The organism is Ewingella sp. CoE-038-23, from assembly GCF_040419245.1.
Lineage (GTDB): Bacteria > Pseudomonadota > Gammaproteobacteria > Enterobacterales > Enterobacteriaceae > Ewingella > Ewingella allii.
Genome location: NZ_JAZHOH010000001.1, coordinates 1690774 through 1709486, shown reverse-complemented (window position 1 = coordinate 1709486; position 18713 = coordinate 1690774). Strand labels below are relative to the sequence as shown.

Sequence of the window (18713 nt, the reverse complement as noted above, 5' to 3'; positions counted from 1 at the left end):
ACTATGGAGGTTTTATGCCAGACGCGATGCAAATTATCCCGATGGTGGTGGAGCAATCCAGCACCGGCGAGCGCTCTTTCGACATCTATTCGCGTCTGCTGCGTGAAAGGATCATCTTTCTCAATGGCGAAGTGAATGACGGCATGGCGATTTTAATCTGCGCGCAAATGCTGTTTTTAGAGGCAGAAAACCCTCAGCGGCCGATTAATCTCTACATCAATTCCCCTGGCGGGTCAGTGACCAGCGGATTGGCGATTTACGACACCATGCGCTTTATTCAGGCACCGGTGCACACGCTGTGCATGGGCACGGCGGGCTCGATGGGGTCATTCTTGCTGATGGCCGGAGAGCCGGGGCATCGCCTCGCCTTGCCAAATGCCTCCGTGGTGGTACATCAGCCGTCGGGCGGATTTCAGGGGCAAGCCACGGATATTTTCATCCACGCGCAGAACATGCAGCGAACCAAAAGCTTGATGATTAAGCTCTATGCCGAGCACTGCGGGCGCACCACCGAAGAGGTCGAGCGAGCGCTCGACCGCGATAACTTTATGACCGCCGAACAGGCGGCCGAATGGGGATTGATTGACCGCGTGCTGCACCATCGCCAGCCAGCGGAGAATCTGCTTTAAGTGCTCTTTGCCGGGTTCTGTGTAGGACAAAAATGGTAATTGTCAGCGAGGGCCTAAACGCGTTGACAACCTTTCTCGAACCTCCTAAAACCTGATTAGCTGTCGAGCTTGGTGCCGATACAGCAGGCACAGGAGGACTTATGTCCGCGATTAAAATCGGAATTGTAGTATTTAACGATATCATCCCTTTCCACCTCTCCGTGCCTTGCGCCGTGTTTGAAAAGGCAGTGGATGCCCAGGGTAAACCTTTGTATCAACTGTTTGTTTGTGGCACAGAGTCCGGCCCGTTGCGCACCAACACCGGCTTTTCCATCGTAGCGGATCACCCGCTACATAAGCTGGAAGAGGCGGATATGGTGATTGTGCCGAGCTGGAGTCAGCCGGAGGTTTTGCCGCCACAAGAGCTGATTGATGCCCTGCTTCGCGCTCACCAGCGCGGGGCCAAAGTGGTCGGCTTATGCATGGGGGCTTTTGTTCTGGCAGCGGCGGGGTTACTCGATGGCCGCCCGGCCACCACCCACTGGAACTGGATGAACGATTTTATCCGCCTCTACCCGTCGCTGAAGGTGGACCAAAACGTACTTTATGTAGATGACGGCGACATTGTGACCTCCGCAGGCACCTCGGCCAGCATTGACTGCTGTCTGCATCTGGTTCGCCAGCAGTGTGGCGCGGACATTGCCAACTCGGTGGCACGCCAGTTGGTGGTTCCGCCCCACCGTCAGGGCGGACAGGCGCAGTTTGTTGAGCGGCCGGTGTATAACACGGCGGGCGGCGACCGCTTTATGCAGGCTTTGAACTGGGCCTCTTCCCACCTGCAACATGCATTGACCGTAGAGCAACTGGCAGACAAAGCCTTGATGAGCCGCCGCAGCTTCACCCGCCGTTTTCAGCAGGTCACTGGCACCACTTTCACCCAATGGCTGTTAAACCAGCGCCTTTCCGTCGCCCAACGCTTTCTGGAAAAAACTGACCAGCCGGTTGAACGCATCGCGCAAGAAGCAGGTTTCGGCTCTGCTCTTTCCATGCGTCGCCACTTCCAGCAGCAATTTAAAACCTCGCCTTCACTGTATCGCCGGGAATTTAAAACGCTGGGAGAATAACGCGGTTGGAATGTCGCCAATAAAAATCCCGCCACGGCTGATATCACCGGGCGGGAATAGTGGATGCTGGCTTAGTGTGAATTAGTGAACCGGCAGTTCCAGCACGGCGTCAGTAGTTTTGATTTCAGCAAATACGTCAGCCACGCCCGCCAGCGCTGCGCGTTGCAGTGTTGCGTGATCCACCACCTTGTTATCCCAGGTCGCCAGGTCACGGGTTGCAGTGGCGTCTTCTGGAATAATCACTTCATAGTCCAATGGCACGGCGTCGCGCGCCGTGGAAGAGACACACATGTGGGTCATCAAACCGGTGACCAGCAGCTTCTTGATCCCCAGCTTTTTCAGCTGTTTATCCAAGTCAGTCCCGACGAAGGAGCTTGGCGTGGCTTTGGTGATTACGTGGTCAACGCTGGTCGGTTGCAGGTCTTTGTGGAACTCAGCAAATTTACTGCCTTCGGCGAACAGCGGGCCATTGGCTGGGCCAAGGTGGCGGACGAAGAACACTGGCATTTTGTGGTCATGGGCGAATTTCACCAGACGCTGGGTGTTTTTTAGGGCTTTCATACCATCAGGAATCGGCATTTTCCCGCTGAAATATTCGTTTTGGAAGTCGATCACAATCAGCGCCGTGGCGTTGGCTTCAAGAGAAGTCGTCGCCTGCGCGCCGGACATGGTGCGAATAGTCGGAGCCTGTGCCGCCGTGGTGGCAAACGCCAAACTAGAAGCTGACATAGATAACGCCAGTACGCTGCATGCAAATAACTTTTTCATTGAATTTCATCCTAATCATTGGTCGACAGAAGACATTTCCCGTCGCAATTTGTGGGATGCATTGTGCGACTCGCCGCACTTTTCAGACAGTCACCGGGGTCACCAAAAGCAGTCATATTGGGCCAAAATAGGCATGGGAAAGTGTCATATAAGATGTTTATTATGTTGGCAGGCATTAAACCGCAGTCACCTAACAGGCAGGAAGATAACCATGAGCAATCAAGATTCCCCACGCGTGGCGCTAATTGGTCCCGGGGCAATTGGCACCACTATCGCCGCCGTGATGCACGAAGTCGGGCGTACTCCGGCGATTTATGGCCGCACGCCCCATCCGCAGCTTGAGCTGCGCTTCGACGGCGGCGAGATCCGCGTGCCGGGGCCGGTAAAGGTGGATGTTCCACAGTTGAGTCAGCCTTACGATCTGGTTTTTGTGGCGGTGAAAACCACCCAGATTGACGCCATAGCCCCCTGGTTGTCCGCCCTCTGTGGCCCGCAAACCGTGGTCTGCGCCCTGCAAAACGGTGTTGAACAGCAAACCCTGCTTTCCCCTTATCTTGCCGGAGGGCCAGTGCTGCCTTCGGTGGTATGGTTCCCCGCCCAGCGCGAAGCCGACGCGTCAGTATGGCTGCGCAGCAAGCCGCGCCTCACCCTGCCCGACATGCCCGCCGCTCAGCGTGTTATTCAGGCACTCGAGGGGACGAGGTGTTCAGTCGAAGTCGAGGCTGACTTCATTTCGGTGGCGTGGCGCAAGCTGTTGCAGAACGCCGTCGCCGGGCTGATGGTGTTGACCGGCCGCCGAGCGGGGATGTTCTCTCGCAGCGATATCACCGACCTGTCGCTGGCCTACCTGCGCGAATGCCTGCTCGTGGCGCGCGCCGAAGGAGCAACGCTGGGGGATGATGTCCCACAGCAGATCATCGCGGGCTTCCATCAAGCCCCCGCGGATCTGGGTACATCGATTCTCGCCGACCGACAGGCGGGACGGCAGCTTGAATGGGATATTCGCAACGGCGTGGTGCAGCGCTATGGCCGCAAACACGGCATTGCCACGCCAATCAGCGACTTAGTGGTGCCGCTGTTGGCAGCCGCCAGCGACGGCCCCGGCTGATAAGCTATTTATTTTCCAGCAGTTTAAGAAAGCGCAGCACCGCCTTGCCGTTGTCATTGCGTCGCCACGCCAGCGCCACCTGCGTGGTCAGCGACGGGCCGGTCAGCGGCAGGAAGCTGACATTCTCGTCGTCGATTTTCCCCAGCGACGCGGGCACCACCGCGTAGCCAAAACCGGTCGCAACCATGCTGATTGCCGACGTCACCTGAGGTGACTGCTGGCCCAGCTTCGGCGTGAACCCGGCTTCATTGCAGGCGGCAATCACTGAGTCATACAGGCTCGGCGAGATGTCGCGTGGGAAGGTGATCAGCGTTTCATCTTTCAGCGATTCAAGGCTGATATTGCCCCCCTGCGCCAGCGGATGGGCGTGCGGCAAGGCCACCACCATCTGCTCGAAATCAATCACCCGCGTGGCAAAATCTTTGCTGCGCTCACACGGCAGGCGAATAAACGCCACGTCAATGGCGCCGTCGGCCAGCGCGGTCATCAGCGCCGACATCTCCTTCTCCTGCGGCAACAGCTCCATTGCCGGGTAACTGTCTCGAAACGATGCAGCAGCGCAAACACCTGCGGGTTAAACGCCGTGGAGCTGGCAAAACCAATGCGTAACGTTCCGCTAACACCTCGCGCCACGCTGCGCGCCCTTTCCAGCGCCACATCGGTCAGTTTGAGGATGTTTACCGCGTCGTCATACAGGGTCTTCCCCGCCTCGGTCAGCTCAATACTGCGTGTTAATCGCCGCAGCAGCGGCGCGCCAATTTCATGCTCAAGCCGTTGAATTTGCTGGCTAAGCGGCGGCTGTGAGATCCCAAGTTGCTCGGCCGCGCGGGTGAAGTTCCCGGCTTCGGCCACCGTCACGAAATAACGCAGATGACGAAGTTCCATATCAAAAACGTCTCAAAGTGAACATTCCATCATATTGGAACTCCCTGCTGAATGGAGTCAACCTTTAGTTAACAACGCTAACCATTTTCAACCGGAGCGACACCATGACAGCCCACAAACTTCACCGCCACGATGACCACAGCGACTGCTCTTGCGTGGCGGATATCACGCGCAGTGCCCTGCAACTTCAGCAGCAGCACCCTGAGCGCGTTATCTACCAGTCCTCAATGATGAGCGCCCTGCTGAGCGGGGTTTATGAAGGCAACACCACCATGGCTGACCTGCTGAAACATGGCGATTTCGGCCTCGGCACTTTCAACCATCTTGACGGCGAGCTGATCGCCTTCAACAGCAACATCTTCCAACTGCGCGGCGACGGTACGGCGCGACGGGCGCAGCCGGATCAGAAAACCCCGTTTGCCGTGATGACATTCTTCAACCCGACTAATGAATATCACCTCGACAAGCCCCATAGCCGCGATGAAATTCACCAGATCATTGATGAAGTGATTGCCAGCAATAACACCTTCTGCGCCCTGCGCATTGACGGCGTGTTTAGCCGCGTTGACACCCGCACCGTGCCGGAACAGCACCGTCCGTACAAGCCGATGCTGGAAGCCATTGAGGCCCAGCCGACCTTCCATATTGAGAATTCCGAAGGGGTGCTGATTGGCTTCCTCACGCCGGAATATATGCAAGGCATTAACGTCGCCGGTTACCACGAACACTTTATTAATCGCGAGCGCAGCAGCGGCGGCCACGTGCTGGATTATCAGTTGGAAAGCGGCGTTTTAACCTTCGGCACGGTAGACAAATTGCTGATCGACTTCCCAACGGACAGTGACTTTATGCAGGCCGATCTCAGCCCCGAAAACCTTGATGACGCTATTCGCTCGGTTGAAAGCTAATCCCACAACATCCACTCAGGAGCAGTAATCATGAAAAATTCAGACAGCAAAAATGCGTGGAAATGTGGCGCGGACTTAGTGGTAGCCCAGCTTGAACAGCAGGGCGTGAAGCACGTGTTTGGTATTCCCGGCGCCAAGATTGACCGGGTATTTGACTCGCTGGTCGACTCCTCTATTGTGACCATTCCGGTACGCCACGAGGCTAACGCCGCCTTTATGGCCGGGGCCGTCGGCCGCCTGACCAGCAAAGCAGGCGTGGCGCTGGTCACCTCGGGGCCCGGCTGCTCAAACCTGATCACCGGCGTGGCGACCGCCACCTCAGAAGGTGACCCGCTGGTGGCCATTGGCGGCGCGGTAAAACGCGCCGACCATGTGAAACAGGTCCACCAGACCATGGACACGGTGTCGATGTTCCGCCCGGTGACCAAGTTCGCCGCCGAAGTGACTTCGTCATCTGCCCTGTCCGAAGTGCTGGCGAACGGCTTTCGCGCCGCCGAATTTGGCCGCCCCGGAGCCTCTTTTATCAGCCTGCCGATGGACATTATCAATGAACCGGCGCAGGGCCGCTTGCTGAGTGCACACTCGCCAACCCTCGGCAGCGCGCCGCACGACGCGATCCGCCAAGTCTCCGCCTGCCTGAAGAAAGCCAAAAGGCCGGTGCTGCTGCTCGGCCTGATGTCTAGCCAGCCGCGCAATGCACAAGCCATTCGCCGCTTCCTCAACAAAAGCGACCTGCCGGTCACCAGCACCTACCAGGCGGCGGGCGTGATTGAACAGGCGCACTTCCATCGTTTTGCCGGACGCGTCGGCTTGTTCAACAATCAGGCCGGTGACCGCCTGCTGCGCAATGCTGATCTGGTTATCACCGTCGGCTACAGCCCGGTGGAGTATGAACCGGCGCAGTGGAGCAACGGCACGGCGGAGCTGGTGCATATTGACGTGGTGCCTGCCGAGACGGACAGCGACTACACGCCGGATGTTGAACTGGTGGGCGACATCGCCGACACGCTGGACTTGCTGACCGAGCAGGTCCACCAGCAGTTTACCCTCAGTACCGAGACACTTTCGATCCTCGATGACCGCCGCCAGCAGCGCGAACTGCTGGCGCAGAAAGGCCGCAGCCTGAACCAGTTCGCCATTCATCCTCTTCGTTTGGTGCGGGCAATGCAGGACATCGTCAACAGCGACGTCACCCTGTGCGTGGATATGGGCAGTTTCCACATCTGGATCGCCCGCTATCTGTATAGCTTCCGGGCGCGGCAGGTGTTGATTTCCAACGGCCAACAGACCATGGGCGTGGCGCTGCCGTGGGCGATTGGCGCGGCGCTGGTAGAACCCGGCCGCAAAGTGGTGTCGGTGTCCGGCGATGGCGGCTTTATGCAGTCGAGCATGGAGCTGGAAACCGCGGTGCGGCTCGGCGTGAATCTGCTGCACATCATCTGGGTGGATGATTGCTACAACATGGTGGCGATTCAGGAAGAGAAGAAATACCAGCGCACTTCCGGCGTAAAATTCGGCCCGATAGACTTTAAAGCCTATGCCGAAGCCTTCGGCGCTAAGGGTTTTGCCGTCACGTCGTCCGACACGCTGGAAAGCACCTTGCGCGCCGCCATGGACGTGCAAGGCCCGGCGGTGGTCGCCGTGCCGGTGGATTACAGCGACAACGCCCTGCTGATGGGGCAATTAAATATGGGTGAAATGTTCTAGCGAAGCGTGCACTGCCCCGAACGCCCTTTTCAACAAGGGCGTTATTTCCCCCTTTTCGGTATTCGTTAGCAGGCTACTTTAGCTCTTTATGACAATCCGCCTCTCTCCCTATCTCCTTCTGCTAAAGGTATGATAATCCTCAGGCGATGGGCATTTGCCCATGTAAATTTCTATCCTAATCAGGAGATTTCCGTCGTGTCAGACAGACAAATCATCACGCCCCCGGCGATGCAAGCGTTAGCAGAGAGAGCCGGTTACGCCCCAGCGGTGCTGGTCGGCAATACCCTTTATTGCGCTGGTCAGGTTGGCCGTACGGCAGATTTGCAAGTGATCAGCGATCCTGAAACACAGTTCACTGCCTGCTGGGAGAACCTGCGTACCGTGCTGGAACAGGCGGGATGCACCTTCGACGACGTGGTGGAGATGACAACTTATCACGTTGATATGAAACAACATATGGACGTTTTCCGCCGGGTCAAAGACCGTCTTTTCCCTCGCGGGAAATGCGCATGGACCTGCATCGGCGTCACCGAGTTGGCTCATCCGGGCTTACTGGTTGAAGTGAAATGTATCGCGGTGAAGCGCCCGGCCTGAGCGCTTTAGAAAATTAGCCTTAGGGGAGTCTGGCTGAAACGTTGGGCTTTCCCCTTAAATCAGTAAGTCGCCATTTATTATTGCTGACAATAGAATCCTCCGAGTTCCCCGTCGCTGCATTCATCTCTTTCTCCCGATCGGGTATATTGCTACTTAGATCACAAAATCCTTAGAGGAAAATGCCGCGCTATGATTCATCGTTTCACCCTCGCCGCCGTTGCGGCTGCTTTTGCGCTTACCGGTTGTGCAAAACACGCCCCAGCCGAGCCAGCACCTGACTTTACCTCAGGCCCGACCCGCGTCACCGTGACCCACGTTCCGGCTAAAACTGACGATGGCACCAAAGTATTTGTCACCGTAGACGGCAGCGATGCCGGTGCACTGGCGATTGGTGAAAGCATGGAAGTCCACCTGCCAGCCGGTAAGCACCAAGTGGGCGGCTATGCCCGTTCGCTGATTGGCCGCGTGACCATTCCATCGGTAGAAGTCACCACGTCGCCGGATGATGAGAAGTATGTCGGTTACTCGGTTGCCACCTCCAAGCCAGCCTTCTCCGAGCTAAGCACCCCGCCGACCAAACAGGCCGTGGCCGAGCCACAACCTCAGGACCCGCAAGGCCCTAAAATCACCGACATCACGCAGGACCCGCAGGCTTAACCCGCCCTTCCTCGCGCCTGATATTAAGGTATCAGGCGCAGGCACTTCCCCTCTTCAATGTGCCCTTTATGGACAAGGTAGTTTTTGTTGATGATCGCGCTATTATTAGTAGCTAACTCATTAGCCCACCGAATCCACTATGCCCACCACCCCATCCTCATTACCTCTTAGTGCCCGTTTAATTGTCCATCCTGCCGGTGGCGGTGTGCCGACGCATCAACACCATAGCGGGCAATTGACGGTGGTGCTGGGCGGGACAATGCGCGTCACGGCGGATAAAGGTTGGTGGCTGGCCCCGCCGGGACTGGCGGTATGGGTGCCGCCGCAGACGCCGCACGCCGCGTCTTACAGTGAAACGTCGTCGCTGATAAATGTTAACTTCCCGCCGCAGATTGCCCAGCGCCTGCCCGCCGAGTGTCGGGCTTTGGCGGTGTCTGATTTACTGCGTGAACTGGCCCGCGAGGCGGTAAGGCTGGAGGATGAGCAGGAGAAAAATGCGGAGCGCGTGGCGCAATCGTTGGGGCTGATTGCCGAACTGATGGTATTACAGCTGGTGCGTCCCGTCGCCACGCCCGGCCTGTTTGTGCCTCACGGGCAGGACCGACGCTTGCGCAAGGCGATTGCTATTTTGCATCAGGAACCGGGGGCGGATTTGAGCATTGAGGCGCTGGCCGCACGGGTGAACAGCAGTGAACGCACCCTCTCCCGGCTGTTTGTCGCCGAGACGGGGATGACTTTCCGCCGCTGGCGCGAGCATATGCGCCTGGTGACCTCTATCGATAAGCTGGCTCGCGGTCATACCATCACCGCCACCGCGCTGGAGCTGGGCTATTCCAGCGCCAGCAGCTTCACCACCCTGTTCACCCGCGTGCTGGGCGTGCCGCCGCGACGCTATATGTCTTTGATGCGCGAACAGTCGGAAGAGGCCTAGAGTTAACGGCTTGCGTGAGTGAGCGAAAGTGCCTCTTTTAGCGCGTCAACCAGCCGTGGAAGATAAGGACTCAGCCCTTTGGCCGCCTGAGCAATCGCGCCATCCTCAGCGAACTCCAGCTCGGAGAGTTTAATCTCAATGCCCGCACTCAGCGGCTGCATGTGAATACCTTCCAATACTTGCTTTAACTGAGTTGCGGCCTTACCGCCGCCGCGATTGGCGTAGCTGATCATCAGGGCTGGCTTGTCTTTCCACTCATGATAAAGGTGGTCGATGGCATTTTTCAGCGCCGCTGGGTAGCCCCAATTGTATTGCGGGAAGACAAAAATCATCATCTGCCCTTGGCTGATTTTCTCACTCCAGCGCAGCGTGTGCGGCTGAAGATATTGGCCGGAAGAAGGCATAAACGGCTCGTCGTCCATCGGCAGCGGCCACTGCGCCAAGTCGATAATTTCTGCGCGACACTCTTCGCCTGCGGCTATCACGCTGTCATGCACCCACTGGGCGATTTGCGGGCCAATACGGCCTTCTCGAACACTGCCAATAATGATCTGTATTTTCATTGGTTACCTTACGATTAGCCGAAATAGCACGCTGCCCATAAACACCCCGAACGCGCCGATAATGCCGGTTAGCGTGGGCGGTGCAGGCAAAGGCACGCGCAGCCATGAGAACAGCAGGCCGACAAACAGGCCCGCGCCGAGCGCCAGCAGCATCTGCATCACTTAGCCCCCAGCCTGATTTAACTGGGCCGACGCGGCCTGCGCTTTGTCGATAAAGCGCGCCATTTGCTGGCGGATAAACTCGACGCTACGCAGGTCAGTCAGGCGATTATCTTCGACCTTCTCCCCGATGTGCGGGATGGCAATTTCACCCATCGGCACAAAGTTACAGTGCATGGATGCCAAGGTTTCGCGCAGCTGATATTGCGCACGCACGCCGCCCAGCGCCCCCGGCGAATGAGTCATAAAGAACACATATTTGTGTAGCATCGGGCTGTTAAAAGCCGGCCGTGAGAGCCAGTCCAGCGTGTTTTTCAGCACGCCCGGCATACCGTGGTTAAACTCCGGCGTGACGATAAACACCGCGTTGGACTCACTGACCGTCGCGCGGGCATTCACCACGGATTCCGGCAAGGCGTGGCGCTCAAGATCTTCGTTGTAATGCGGCAGTGCGCCGATATCGATATTGTGCAGCGAGCCGCCTGCGGGCAGTTGTTCCGCCAGCGTATTCATAATCATGTGAGAAAAAGAGCCTGCGCGCAGACTTCCGGCAATCCCCGCCACTTTCAAAGTTGTGTTCATGTTCACTCCGGTCAAGGCATCTACCCAGATGGTAAGTTGATGACTGAAGTTTATAAGCAATAAATATTAGTTTCTTTCGCCAATCCGCCAATGTGTTTTTCCTGATTGCCAATCGTCTGCCTATTGCCTCATCAAGGCAGCTTTGCGCGCCATTTCAACCCGTTGATCCCCTGCACGATTCGCCGCAAACAGGCTTCGCAAGCTAACTCGCATAATGTATAGTCCGCGTTTTACGGAGAAACCATGCTGACTAACTCATCTATTCGTCTTAACAAATACATTAGCGAGAGCGGCATCTGTTCTCGCCGTGACGCCGATCGCTACATTGAGCAAGGCAACGTTTTTATCAACGGTAAACGCGCCGCCGTTGGCGCTCAGGTATTTGCCGGTGACGTCGTGAAGGTTAACGGTCAGCTTATCGAGCCGCGCGATGAAGAAGATTTAGTGCTGATCGCACTGAATAAGCCGGTGGGCATTATCACCACGATGGAAGAAGGCGAGCGCGACAACATCAGTGATTTCGTCAACCACAGCAAGCGCGTCTTCCCGATTGGCCGTCTGGATAAAGACTCGCAGGGGCTGATTTTCCTGACCAACCACGGGGATCTGGTCAACAAAATTCTGCGTGCTGGCAACAATCACGAGAAAGAGTACGTGGTGACCGTGAACAAGCCGGTGACCGACGAATTTATTCAGGGCATGAGCGCCGGTGTACCGATGCTCGGCACCGTGACCAAGAAATGCAAAGTGAAGCAGGAAGCCCCTTTTGTCTTCCGCATTACGCTGGTTCAGGGGCTTAACCGCCAGATCCGTCGCATGTGTAAACACTTTGGTTATGAAGTCACCAAGCTTGAGCGCACGCGCATCATGAACGTCAATCTGAAGGGAATTCCGCTGGGTGAATGGCGTGACCTGACCGACGACGAGCTGATCGAGCTGTTCAAGCTTATTGAAAACTCTTCTTCAGAAGATAAACCGGCGAAGAAACCTCAGTCCAAGCCAGCGGCCAAAAAACCGACTATCAGCAAACCTAAAGTGGCCGAAAAACCCGACGGCAACGCGGCCTCCCGCAAGCGATTTGCACAACCGGGGCGCAAGAAAAAGGGCCGTTAAGCCCTTTTCATTTTCATTTCTCACTGCTCACTTTCCCACTCTCTGCCCGCCGCTCAGGCGGGCGAAGCAATAAGCCTTCTTCTCCTGCCGGAGAAAAATCAGTCAGGCAACATGCTGTCCCATCTCATTGGCCCAGGCGGTAAGTTGCTCTTTAGAGATCACTTTAATCTGAGTAGGTTCTTTCGGATTATCCGACGTCGTTAAATAAACCAAACAAGGGAAAAATTTAGGGCACAGTCGCTCTGCTTCCGGCAGGAAATCAAATTCATACGAAATTGGCGAGGAAATGTCGCGCAACGCAGTTTCTGATGAATAATAAAACTCCTCAATCAGCCATGTTCTGAACTCAGTCACATCATTGATTAATTTCATGCAGCTACCATTCTTAGTGATGATGATTAAAAGTTAATGATAATAGGGCTATATGTTTTAATTATTTATTACCGCGTCTTGAGTAAATCCTAAGGTGTCGCCCCCCTCATGAAAATGTTGTTCAAGCCACTTGGTTAATGAGGTGAACATTTCATTTTTTAATGAAGATTTATTAAACATCATGTAAATAGGAATAGGAATGGAACTGAATGCTTGAGTGAGGGTTCGTACTTTAAAGTTACCTTTCAGGCGCTCATAGAGCCAAACGGGAATAACGCCGACAATATCCGTCGCTTCAATGACGGAAAGAATAGTCATCAGTGAACTACTTTTTATCGCGAAATTGCGTTCACCAATAGACTTGTTAATGTGAACCTGAAAACGCTGTATATCTATGCCTGAAGAGTCCAGCATGCTGAAGCGTTCTAATGCCGCCTCCTCCCGAGTAATGCAACTTCCAAGCCTTGGATGCCTCTCCCGACAAACAAATACGGCCTGCTCTTCCAGCACTCGATGAGTTTCAAGAGATAAATTGTAGGCAGGGAGAACATCCAGCACCAAATTGACCCCACGCTGTAAGAGCAGATCTTCGGGAGTATTCTGGCAACGAACCAATTCGCGATGGACAATCTTACAACAGGGCGCATTCTGCTCCATCCACCAGGCAATGGCCGGCATCATACGCAATCCAACATAAGGATGACATTGAATAATAAGAAGATTTTTACTACTTGTCTGCGACAGATCCTCAAGGCTTGCGATCAAACTGTCATATTTTTCGGACAGCTTGCGATGAACATCCGTTGCCGTAGCCGTTGGAGCCAGTCCAGAACCCGCGCGCACAAATAATGGATCAGAAAAAAATTCACGCAGTTTGTGTAATGACTGACTGACTGAAGATGGTGCATGCCCCATTGCTTCAGCAGCCTTGGTCACGCTATTCAGCCGATAAACTGTATCAAACACGCTCATTAGATTCAGATCGAACTGGCTAACCGCGCTCTTTTGTTTCTTTTGCAATTCTGTTCTCCAGGAAAATATTGTTAAAAATTATATATTCACAAAATATAGATTTGGCGGTTAGCACTCTGAGTCATAAATTCTTAAACCTAACCTTCATGATTAAGATCGCTGCACCTGGTTTTGCCATAGGTAAAAGCGACCCTTTTCATAGTCTTCTTTAGTGGAATCGAAAAAAAATTAATGTTTTATTCTAGGCTCAGTACAGAGGTTATCCATCTATTCTAACTACAATTATTCCCACATTAAAAGAATGAGTAATTTAATAAAAAACTGCATCTCAATTTGCTATACCACAACTTAATAAATGTAAATGACATGTTATTCATTTAACAAATACAACCGCATGATAGCTATACCAAAATGATTTTTCGAGATTATCAAGGTTTGTTTTTTTATGGCTAATTCATAAATTACGAAAACGCTTTTCGTATTATTGCGGGTTCACAATATTTGTATTTTGGTGGATGATCATGCAAATTAACTCAGTGCAGATATAAATATGCACTAAAGATCTTATTTGGTGATTCTATTTAAGAAGTAACTATTAATCATCTTTTACCTTTAGTTTACGCAGCCAACTTAATAACAAATCGCTCGATCACATTGATGAAAGCTGGGCTATTACGTTGTGTTACGCGACTCCATTATTAAGAGAAAGGCATTCATGAAAAGTAAAATGACTTGTTGCAGCCTCATGATTACTGGCGCTTTGTTAGCATTAACCCCTGCGCTGACTCACGCCACCGGCATGGTTCCAGAAACCTCAGTTTTGCTTATTGATGAAGCTGATGGCGGCGGCAGCATGAACGTCAAAAATACTGACGACAAGGCTGCCCTGCTCTACACCACCATTCAGGAAACTGATGGCAGCAGCAACAAAGGGGTCATGCTGGTTGCGACACAGCCAATTGTGCGCCTCGAAGCGGGCCAGACCCAGCGTGTGCGCTTTGTCTTGAACACCACGGCTCCGCTGCAAGTTGAACAATACAAACGCGTTATCTTCGAAGGGATCCCGCAGGCCAAGGCCGTGGGTAAAAAGCAAATCACCACCACCATTCGCCAGAATCTGCCGGTCATCATTCATCCGAAAGGCCTGCCGGAATTCACTACACCGTGGGAAAAACTGGAGTGGAAGGCTGAAGGTAAAGTTCTGAAAGTTACCAATCCGAGCGCCTATGTCGTGCGTATGTCACCGCAGGTGCTGACTCAGCCATCCAATATCGCAGGCACTCTTGGCAAGACCTTCATCCTCCCGGGCGAGACGCTCAGCATCAACCTGGCTTCCGCCACTTCTGACAAACAAGTGAAAATTTTCCCATCATCACGTTTCGGCTTTGATGCAGGAAGCTACATCGCCACGCTGAAATGATTTTCATATCAGGGATATCAGTTCTCAAGGATGGATGAAAGCAAAATGAAAAAGACGCACCTGTCGTTGCTCATTGCGGCGGCATTAGCCGGCGGCTCGTACGATGTCCGGGCTGGTGAAATGGCAAGAGAGATTCAAGCCAGCAAAGACCCAGTCGCGATGGCCGCAGTGACACCAAGCCCTGCACCTATAGAGACCGCAGCCATCACCCCCTCAGACTCGGGCAGTGATTTGGCATTAAATTTTGATATGGAAACGCTACGCTCTCGCGGCGTCGACCCCTCTATCGCTAAATACTTTGCCCGAGCTGCACGCTTTTCGCCCGGTCGTAAGTTAGTGTCATTTTCATTAAACGGTAATCCGAAAGGCAATATTTCGGTCACCTTTGATTCTCAGGGGCAACCCTGCGTTGATCGCGCCTTTTTAGAAGCTGCTGGTCTGAAAATACCCAAAGACGTGCATTCCACGCCGGTTCAACCCACCGAGCCACTCCCTGAGCAGAAAGGTCAGCCAACTGCCGATGCAGCTCCCGTTGATATTCTGTTACCTGAAGGCATCCCTGCAAAAGATGATGCTGGGGTGTGCTACGACTATGCGAACGCTTTTCCCGGTACCGCATTTAGCCTCTATCCGAGTGAAGACCGCATTGAGCTGGTGACTCCGCCAGAAGCACTTCAGCCCCTGTCCATGCAGACCGGTAACTACAATACTGGCGGCACGGCAGCTCTTCTTAACTACTCACTGTTTACCAGTAACAATAGTTTTGACGGTGGTAGCAGCAAGTACAACCAAGGGATGTTCGAAGCGGGTTTCAATATCTCCGATTGGTTACTGCGCAGTAAGCAGATGGTCAGCGATAGTGACGGCAAGGTAACCAGGGATTCCCTCTACACCTATGCCCAGCACTCCTTCACTGGCATCAAAAAAATTGCCCAGATCGGGCAGATTAACGTCAGCAGCACGCTGTTCTCTGGGAGCGCCATTAACGGTGCGCAACTGATACCGGAAACCGCCCTTGATGGAGACGGCGGCAGTGGCGTGACCGTCACAGGTTTGGCACAAACATCGCAGGCACGTGTAGATATCAAACAGTCCGGTGCACTGATTTATTCGACGCTGGTTCCGGCAGGCCCGTTCACGTTGGACAACGTCCCTGTTATTAGTGCTAACACCGATCTGAATGTCACCATCACTGAGTCCTCCGGCTCCACTAGCCATTTTACCGTCCCCGCAGCCAGCCTTTCAGGGACCAATCTTGGCCGCCCTCAAGGGATGTCCATGGCGGTAGGTAAAGTACGTGACGTTGATACCAATTTTGGCGATCCGTGGCTTGCCACTGTTTCCAATGGCTGGAAAGCCACCAAGTATATGAACCTCAACGCAGGTCTGATGGGGGCTAATCAATATCAGGCCGTGGCGGGCGGCGTTGACCTTTTGCCAATCAAAGACCTCATGCTGAGCGCCAAAGTGCTAAGCGCCGCTGATAAACGTAACAACAATAGAGGCGAGCAGCTCACCCTCTCTGCCAGCTATGCCGCGCCTTATCAACTGAGTTTCAATGTGTCCGGCACGCAGAACAGCCAGGGCTATCGTGACCTACAAGACACCTATGTTCAGGACGATAAGAGCAGCCATACCAAAAACGACTACTCGCTCTCCACCGGTTGGTCAAACGACATCATGGGTAGCTTCTCTCTGGGCTATTCCCGATCAGTGGGTTTTGACAGCAGCAGCGACTCCAAACGCGTCATTGCTTCATGGAGTAAGACCTTTAAGTACGCTTCGGTGAGCGCTAACTGGCAGCACGAAATTGACAGTAACAACAACCGGAGTAGCAGCAATACCAATAATTACCAGAATTACAATGACGACCGGGGCGACACTTTTTACATCAACGTTAGCATTCCGTTTGGTAAACAAAGCCTCAACAGCTATGCACGTAACGATGGTCAAGACACCAGCTACGGCATGCAGACAGCGGGCAATATTACGCGCGATCTGGGTTACACCGTGTCGGCTGAAAATGCCAATCCGGGTAGCAAAAACAGCGTTAATGGCGGCCTGAACGCCAACCTGCATTACACGCGACTTAGCGTGAATGCGGGTGGAGACTCGGACAATAGTCGTAATAGATCTGCGACGCTTGATGGTGCAATTGTAGCCCACAGCGGCGGCGTAACCTTCTCTCCTTATGCTGTGCAGGATACCTTCGGCATTGCCTCACTTGGCAATAATGTGTCTGGAGTAGAAATCAGCACGCCACAAGGCACGGTATGGACAGATAAGTGGGGTCAGGCTGTCGTGCCTTCCCTCAGTCCATATAAAAACTCTAACGTGATGGTCAATACCGAAACATTGCCGAAAAACGTTGATGTGAACAACGGGATGAAATCTCTGAGTGCCGGGCACGGCTCGGTGAGCAAACTGCATTTTGGCGTGCTGACTGTCAGAAGGGTCATGCTGAAGCTGACGATGCCAGACGGCAAACTCGTCCAGAAAGGCGCGGTAATTTTCGACAGGAACAACCAGTACGTCACCACTGCGGTGGAAGACGGCGTGGTGTTTGTGACTGACGTAGCCAACGCAGGTGATCTGTTCGCCCTGACGGATGATGCCGGCCATAAGTGCAAACTTAAATTCTCGCTTAGCGACACGCCCGATCTGAATGAATTCTATGAAAACGTAGGCGCAACCTGCCTGGCCGAATAAAGGCCAGCTAACTGCTATCGCCCACAGGAGATAAAGACATGCAAAAATTTAGAAATATATTGAAAACCAAAACCCCCAAACTTAAGGGAGACGCCGGTTATGTGATCATCATGCTACTGGCGCTGGCCTGCACCATGCTGGTCAGCGAGCCAGCCCAGGCTGATATCAATAACTGCACGATAACGCTCTCCCCTAGCGGGCAAAGCTACGGTGAGTTGCTCAAAAGCCGCCAAACTTTTGTTAGCACTGCGCAGGGAAATGCCACAGCGCTGACCCCGCGTAGTAGCAACCTTACGATCATCTGTCCACAGGCAGAAAAGATGCATTTGCGCTTCACTGGCAACCGTCTAAATGATGGTGACTTCTCATTTGGTCAAAAAGGCAAAGTCAGCGCCATCTTGAGTTCAGCAGTGCTCGACGGTAATGCCGTGCAACTGACAAAAACCAAGCATAAAGGCGTGGCTATTGCTCCTGCTATCGCAGACAGCCAAACCTTAAGTTCAGATGATGAGATCACCATTGGTGACACTAGCAGCCTGCAAGGAACGAATTTGAATGCCGTACTCACCATCACTCCTTACCTAATGGAGTCAGCTTTTGTGGTACCGGACGCTTATGTGCAAGAAGAGTTGCTCAATATTGAATTAGTACCCGTGAATTAAGCCGAAGTAGTGAAAAGCGTTGTAAAAGAAGCAGTGAGTACCCTGCGTTAAACGCAGAGCACTTATTAACAGTTAAATAAAAACCATGGTTTTTATTGCTGTCTTAAATGGAAAGTTAAACAAATGGAGAGTATTAACATGAAATCAGCCCTGAAAATGACCGCTATCGCCTGCCTGATGGCAGCCGCCACCTCCGCCTTCGCTGGCCCGACCGCGACCCTGCGCATCACCGGCACCATCACCCCGGGTGCCTGTACGCCGGTTCTGGGTAACGGCGGCATTATCGACTTTGGCGCAACCTCTGTCGACCAACTGCCAAATACCGGCACTCTGGCGCTGGCGGCGCGCTCCGTTACCGCCACCGTCACCTGCACCGGCGCCACCAAAGTGGCGATGAGCTTTGTTGACAACCGCGCGGACTCCGTGGCGGCGCACAGCAATGAGCCAACGTCGGCGACCACGGCGTTTGGCCTGGGCAAAGCGGGCGATGTCAACATCGGCTCCTACGGCCTGAGCATCTCCGCCATCAACGGCGACGCCACCGCCGGCGACCTGCTGATGAGCTCGGATAAAACCGCGTGGAGCAAAATGACCCTCGACACCCTGCTCAATAACAACACCGCGCGTCAGTACCTGACCTACGCAACAACCGGCACCACCGCGCCGAAAGAGGCCACCGTGTTCACCTTCGATCTGAAGGCCACGCCGGCCCTCAGCGCTGACCTGCGCGGCATTACCGAGACGGCTAATCTGGACGGCAACGCCACCATTAATTTTGAATATCTGTAAAAGCCTTAAAGGTTAATATGGTTAATTCGGCTCGCCGAAATAAGCGGGCCGGATTAAAGACGCGATAAAAGGAAAACAACTA

Annotated in this window: 19 protein-coding genes and 1 pseudogene; 13 read left to right on the top strand and 7 right to left on the bottom strand. The window is 53.8% G+C overall.

Annotation, left to right across the window (positions count from 1 at the left end):
* The first annotated feature begins 14 nt into the window (after positions 1 to 14).
* Both V2154_RS08055 and V2154_RS08050 read left to right on the top strand, forming a co-directional pair.
* The gene (locus V2154_RS08055; protein ID WP_353501779.1) at positions 15 to 629 is read left to right on the top strand and encodes an ATP-dependent Clp protease proteolytic subunit; all 615 of its coding nucleotides are present in this window, start codon (positions 15 to 17) and stop codon (positions 627 to 629) included.
* Between the two features lie 140 nt (positions 630 to 769).
* The gene (locus V2154_RS08050; RefSeq protein ID WP_353501778.1) at positions 770 to 1732 is read left to right on the top strand and encodes a GlxA family transcriptional regulator; all 963 of its coding nucleotides are present in this window, start codon (positions 770 to 772) and stop codon (positions 1730 to 1732) included.
* An 81-nt stretch (positions 1733 to 1813) separates the two neighbouring features.
* Here the strand turns inward: V2154_RS08050 and V2154_RS08045 are convergent, their stop codons facing one another.
* Positions 1814 to 2500: an isochorismatase family protein gene (locus V2154_RS08045; RefSeq protein ID WP_353501777.1), complete on the bottom strand. Its 687-nt coding sequence runs from the start codon at positions 2498 to 2500 to the stop codon at positions 1814 to 1816.
* A 211-nt stretch (positions 2501 to 2711) separates the two neighbouring features.
* Here V2154_RS08045 and V2154_RS08040 point away from each other — a divergent pair, with 211 nt between their 5' ends.
* Positions 2712 to 3608: an oxidoreductase gene (locus V2154_RS08040; RefSeq protein ID WP_353501776.1), complete on the top strand. Its 897-nt coding sequence runs from the start codon at positions 2712 to 2714 to the stop codon at positions 3606 to 3608.
* Between the two features lie 4 nt (positions 3609 to 3612).
* Here the strand turns inward: V2154_RS08040 and V2154_RS08035 are convergent.
* Positions 3613 to 4493 (bottom strand): annotated as a pseudogene (locus V2154_RS08035) (LysR family transcriptional regulator).
* A 104-nt stretch (positions 4494 to 4597) separates the two neighbouring features.
* Between V2154_RS08035 and budA the strand changes: the two are divergent.
* The 5 genes from budA to V2154_RS08010 all read left to right on the top strand — a co-directional run bounded on the left by budA (position 4598) and on the right by V2154_RS08010 (position 9290).
* Positions 4598 to 5401 carry an acetolactate decarboxylase gene (gene budA, locus V2154_RS08030; RefSeq protein WP_353501775.1) on the top strand — a complete coding sequence of 268 codons (804 nt, stop codon included), beginning with the start codon at positions 4598 to 4600 and terminating at the stop codon, positions 5399 to 5401.
* A 30-nt stretch (positions 5402 to 5431) separates the two neighbouring features.
* A complete protein-coding gene (gene alsS, locus V2154_RS08025) occupies positions 5432 to 7108 on the top strand; it encodes an acetolactate synthase AlsS (protein ID WP_353501774.1) in 1677 nt (558 codons plus the stop codon).
* Positions 7109 to 7303: 195 nt separating this feature from the next.
* The gene (locus tag V2154_RS08020; protein ID WP_353501773.1) at positions 7304 to 7702 is read left to right on the top strand and encodes a RidA family protein; all 399 of its coding nucleotides are present in this window, start codon (positions 7304 to 7306) and stop codon (positions 7700 to 7702) included.
* Between the two features lie 189 nt (positions 7703 to 7891).
* Entirely contained in the window at positions 7892 to 8359 is a 468-nt protein-coding gene (locus V2154_RS08015; protein WP_353501772.1) for a hypothetical protein, read from the top strand.
* Positions 8360 to 8498: 139 nt separating this feature from the next.
* A complete protein-coding gene (locus V2154_RS08010) occupies positions 8499 to 9290 on the top strand; it encodes an AraC family transcriptional regulator (RefSeq protein WP_353501771.1) in 792 nt (263 codons plus the stop codon).
* A 2-nt stretch (positions 9291 to 9292) separates the two neighbouring features.
* On the opposite strand, the gene V2154_RS08005 is transcribed toward V2154_RS08010, so the two are convergent.
* Genes V2154_RS08005 through V2154_RS07995 form a run of 3 tightly spaced genes read right to left on the bottom strand, consistent with a single transcriptional unit; the run spans position 9293 to position 10594 of the window.
* Positions 9293 to 9853, bottom strand: coding sequence for an NADPH-dependent FMN reductase (locus V2154_RS08005; protein WP_353501770.1), 561 nt, complete (start codon positions 9851 to 9853; stop codon positions 9293 to 9295).
* 3 nt (positions 9854 to 9856) lie between these two features.
* Positions 9857 to 10012 carry a XapX domain-containing protein gene (locus V2154_RS08000; RefSeq protein ID WP_154147579.1) on the bottom strand — a complete coding sequence of 52 codons (156 nt, stop codon included), beginning with the start codon at positions 10010 to 10012 and terminating at the stop codon, positions 9857 to 9859.
* A gap of 3 nt (positions 10013 to 10015) precedes the next feature.
* Complete coding sequence (locus V2154_RS07995; RefSeq protein ID WP_353501769.1) at positions 10016 to 10594, bottom strand: NADPH-dependent FMN reductase; 579 nt, start codon at positions 10592 to 10594, stop codon at positions 10016 to 10018.
* A 243-nt stretch (positions 10595 to 10837) separates the two neighbouring features.
* Between V2154_RS07995 and rluF the strand changes: the two genes are divergently transcribed.
* Positions 10838 to 11707, top strand: coding sequence for a 23S rRNA pseudouridine(2604) synthase RluF (gene rluF, locus V2154_RS07990; RefSeq protein WP_353501768.1), 870 nt, complete (start codon positions 10838 to 10840; stop codon positions 11705 to 11707).
* Positions 11708 to 11809: 102 nt separating this feature from the next.
* Here the strand turns inward: rluF and V2154_RS07985 are convergent, their stop codons facing one another.
* Entirely contained in the window at positions 11810 to 12079 is a 270-nt protein-coding gene (locus V2154_RS07985; RefSeq protein WP_353501767.1) for a hypothetical protein, read from the bottom strand.
* 57 nt (positions 12080 to 12136) lie between these two features.
* Positions 12137 to 13099 carry a LysR family transcriptional regulator gene (locus V2154_RS07980; protein ID WP_353501766.1) on the bottom strand — a complete coding sequence of 321 codons (963 nt, stop codon included), beginning with the start codon at positions 13097 to 13099 and terminating at the stop codon, positions 12137 to 12139.
* A gap of 667 nt (positions 13100 to 13766) precedes the next feature.
* Between V2154_RS07980 and V2154_RS07975 the strand changes: the two genes are divergently transcribed.
* The 4 genes from V2154_RS07975 to V2154_RS07960 all read left to right on the top strand — a co-directional run bounded on the left by V2154_RS07975 (position 13767) and on the right by V2154_RS07960 (position 18631).
* Complete coding sequence (locus V2154_RS07975; RefSeq protein ID WP_353501765.1) at positions 13767 to 14471, top strand: fimbria/pilus chaperone family protein; 705 nt, start codon at positions 13767 to 13769, stop codon at positions 14469 to 14471.
* A gap of 45 nt (positions 14472 to 14516) precedes the next feature.
* A complete protein-coding gene (locus V2154_RS07970) occupies positions 14517 to 17180 on the top strand; it encodes a fimbrial biogenesis usher protein (RefSeq protein WP_353501764.1) in 2664 nt (887 codons plus the stop codon).
* Positions 17181 to 17218: 38 nt separating this feature from the next.
* Positions 17219 to 17842, top strand: a complete 624-nt coding sequence (locus V2154_RS07965) for a DUF1120 domain-containing protein (RefSeq protein ID WP_353501763.1) — start codon at positions 17219 to 17221, stop codon at positions 17840 to 17842.
* A 138-nt stretch (positions 17843 to 17980) separates the two neighbouring features.
* Positions 17981 to 18631, top strand: a complete 651-nt coding sequence (locus V2154_RS07960; protein ID WP_353501762.1) for a DUF1120 domain-containing protein — start codon at positions 17981 to 17983, stop codon at positions 18629 to 18631.
* The last annotated feature ends 82 nt before the right edge of the window (positions 18632 to 18713 follow it).

Coding starts and splice junctions, on each gene's coding strand:
- V2154_RS08055 (WP_353501779.1), top strand. CDS start 15: ATGCCAGACGCGATGCAAATTATCCCGATGGTGGTGGAGCAATCCAGC.
- V2154_RS08050 (WP_353501778.1), top strand. CDS start 770: ATGTCCGCGATTAAAATCGGAATTGTAGTATTTAACGATATCATCCCT.
- V2154_RS08045 (WP_353501777.1), bottom strand. CDS start 2,500: ATGAAAAAGTTATTTGCATGCAGCGTACTGGCGTTATCTATGTCAGCT.
- V2154_RS08040 (WP_353501776.1), top strand. CDS start 2,712: ATGAGCAATCAAGATTCCCCACGCGTGGCGCTAATTGGTCCCGGGGCA.
- budA (WP_353501775.1), top strand. CDS start 4,598: ATGACAGCCCACAAACTTCACCGCCACGATGACCACAGCGACTGCTCT.
- alsS (WP_353501774.1), top strand. CDS start 5,432: ATGAAAAATTCAGACAGCAAAAATGCGTGGAAATGTGGCGCGGACTTA.
- V2154_RS08015 (WP_353501772.1), top strand. CDS start 7,892: ATGATTCATCGTTTCACCCTCGCCGCCGTTGCGGCTGCTTTTGCGCTT.
- V2154_RS08010 (WP_353501771.1), top strand. CDS start 8,499: ATGCCCACCACCCCATCCTCATTACCTCTTAGTGCCCGTTTAATTGTC.
- V2154_RS08005 (WP_353501770.1), bottom strand. CDS start 9,853: ATGAAAATACAGATCATTATTGGCAGTGTTCGAGAAGGCCGTATTGGC.
- V2154_RS08000 (WP_154147579.1), bottom strand. CDS start 10,012: ATGCAGATGCTGCTGGCGCTCGGCGCGGGCCTGTTTGTCGGCCTGCTG.
- V2154_RS07995 (WP_353501769.1), bottom strand. CDS start 10,594: ATGAACACAACTTTGAAAGTGGCGGGGATTGCCGGAAGTCTGCGCGCA.
- rluF (WP_353501768.1), top strand. CDS start 10,838: ATGCTGACTAACTCATCTATTCGTCTTAACAAATACATTAGCGAGAGC.
- V2154_RS07985 (WP_353501767.1), bottom strand. CDS start 12,079: ATGAAATTAATCAATGATGTGACTGAGTTCAGAACATGGCTGATTGAG.
- V2154_RS07975 (WP_353501765.1), top strand. CDS start 13,767: ATGAAAAGTAAAATGACTTGTTGCAGCCTCATGATTACTGGCGCTTTG.
- V2154_RS07970 (WP_353501764.1), top strand. CDS start 14,517: ATGAAAAAGACGCACCTGTCGTTGCTCATTGCGGCGGCATTAGCCGGC.
- V2154_RS07965 (WP_353501763.1), top strand. CDS start 17,219: ATGCAAAAATTTAGAAATATATTGAAAACCAAAACCCCCAAACTTAAG.
- V2154_RS07960 (WP_353501762.1), top strand. CDS start 17,981: ATGAAATCAGCCCTGAAAATGACCGCTATCGCCTGCCTGATGGCAGCC.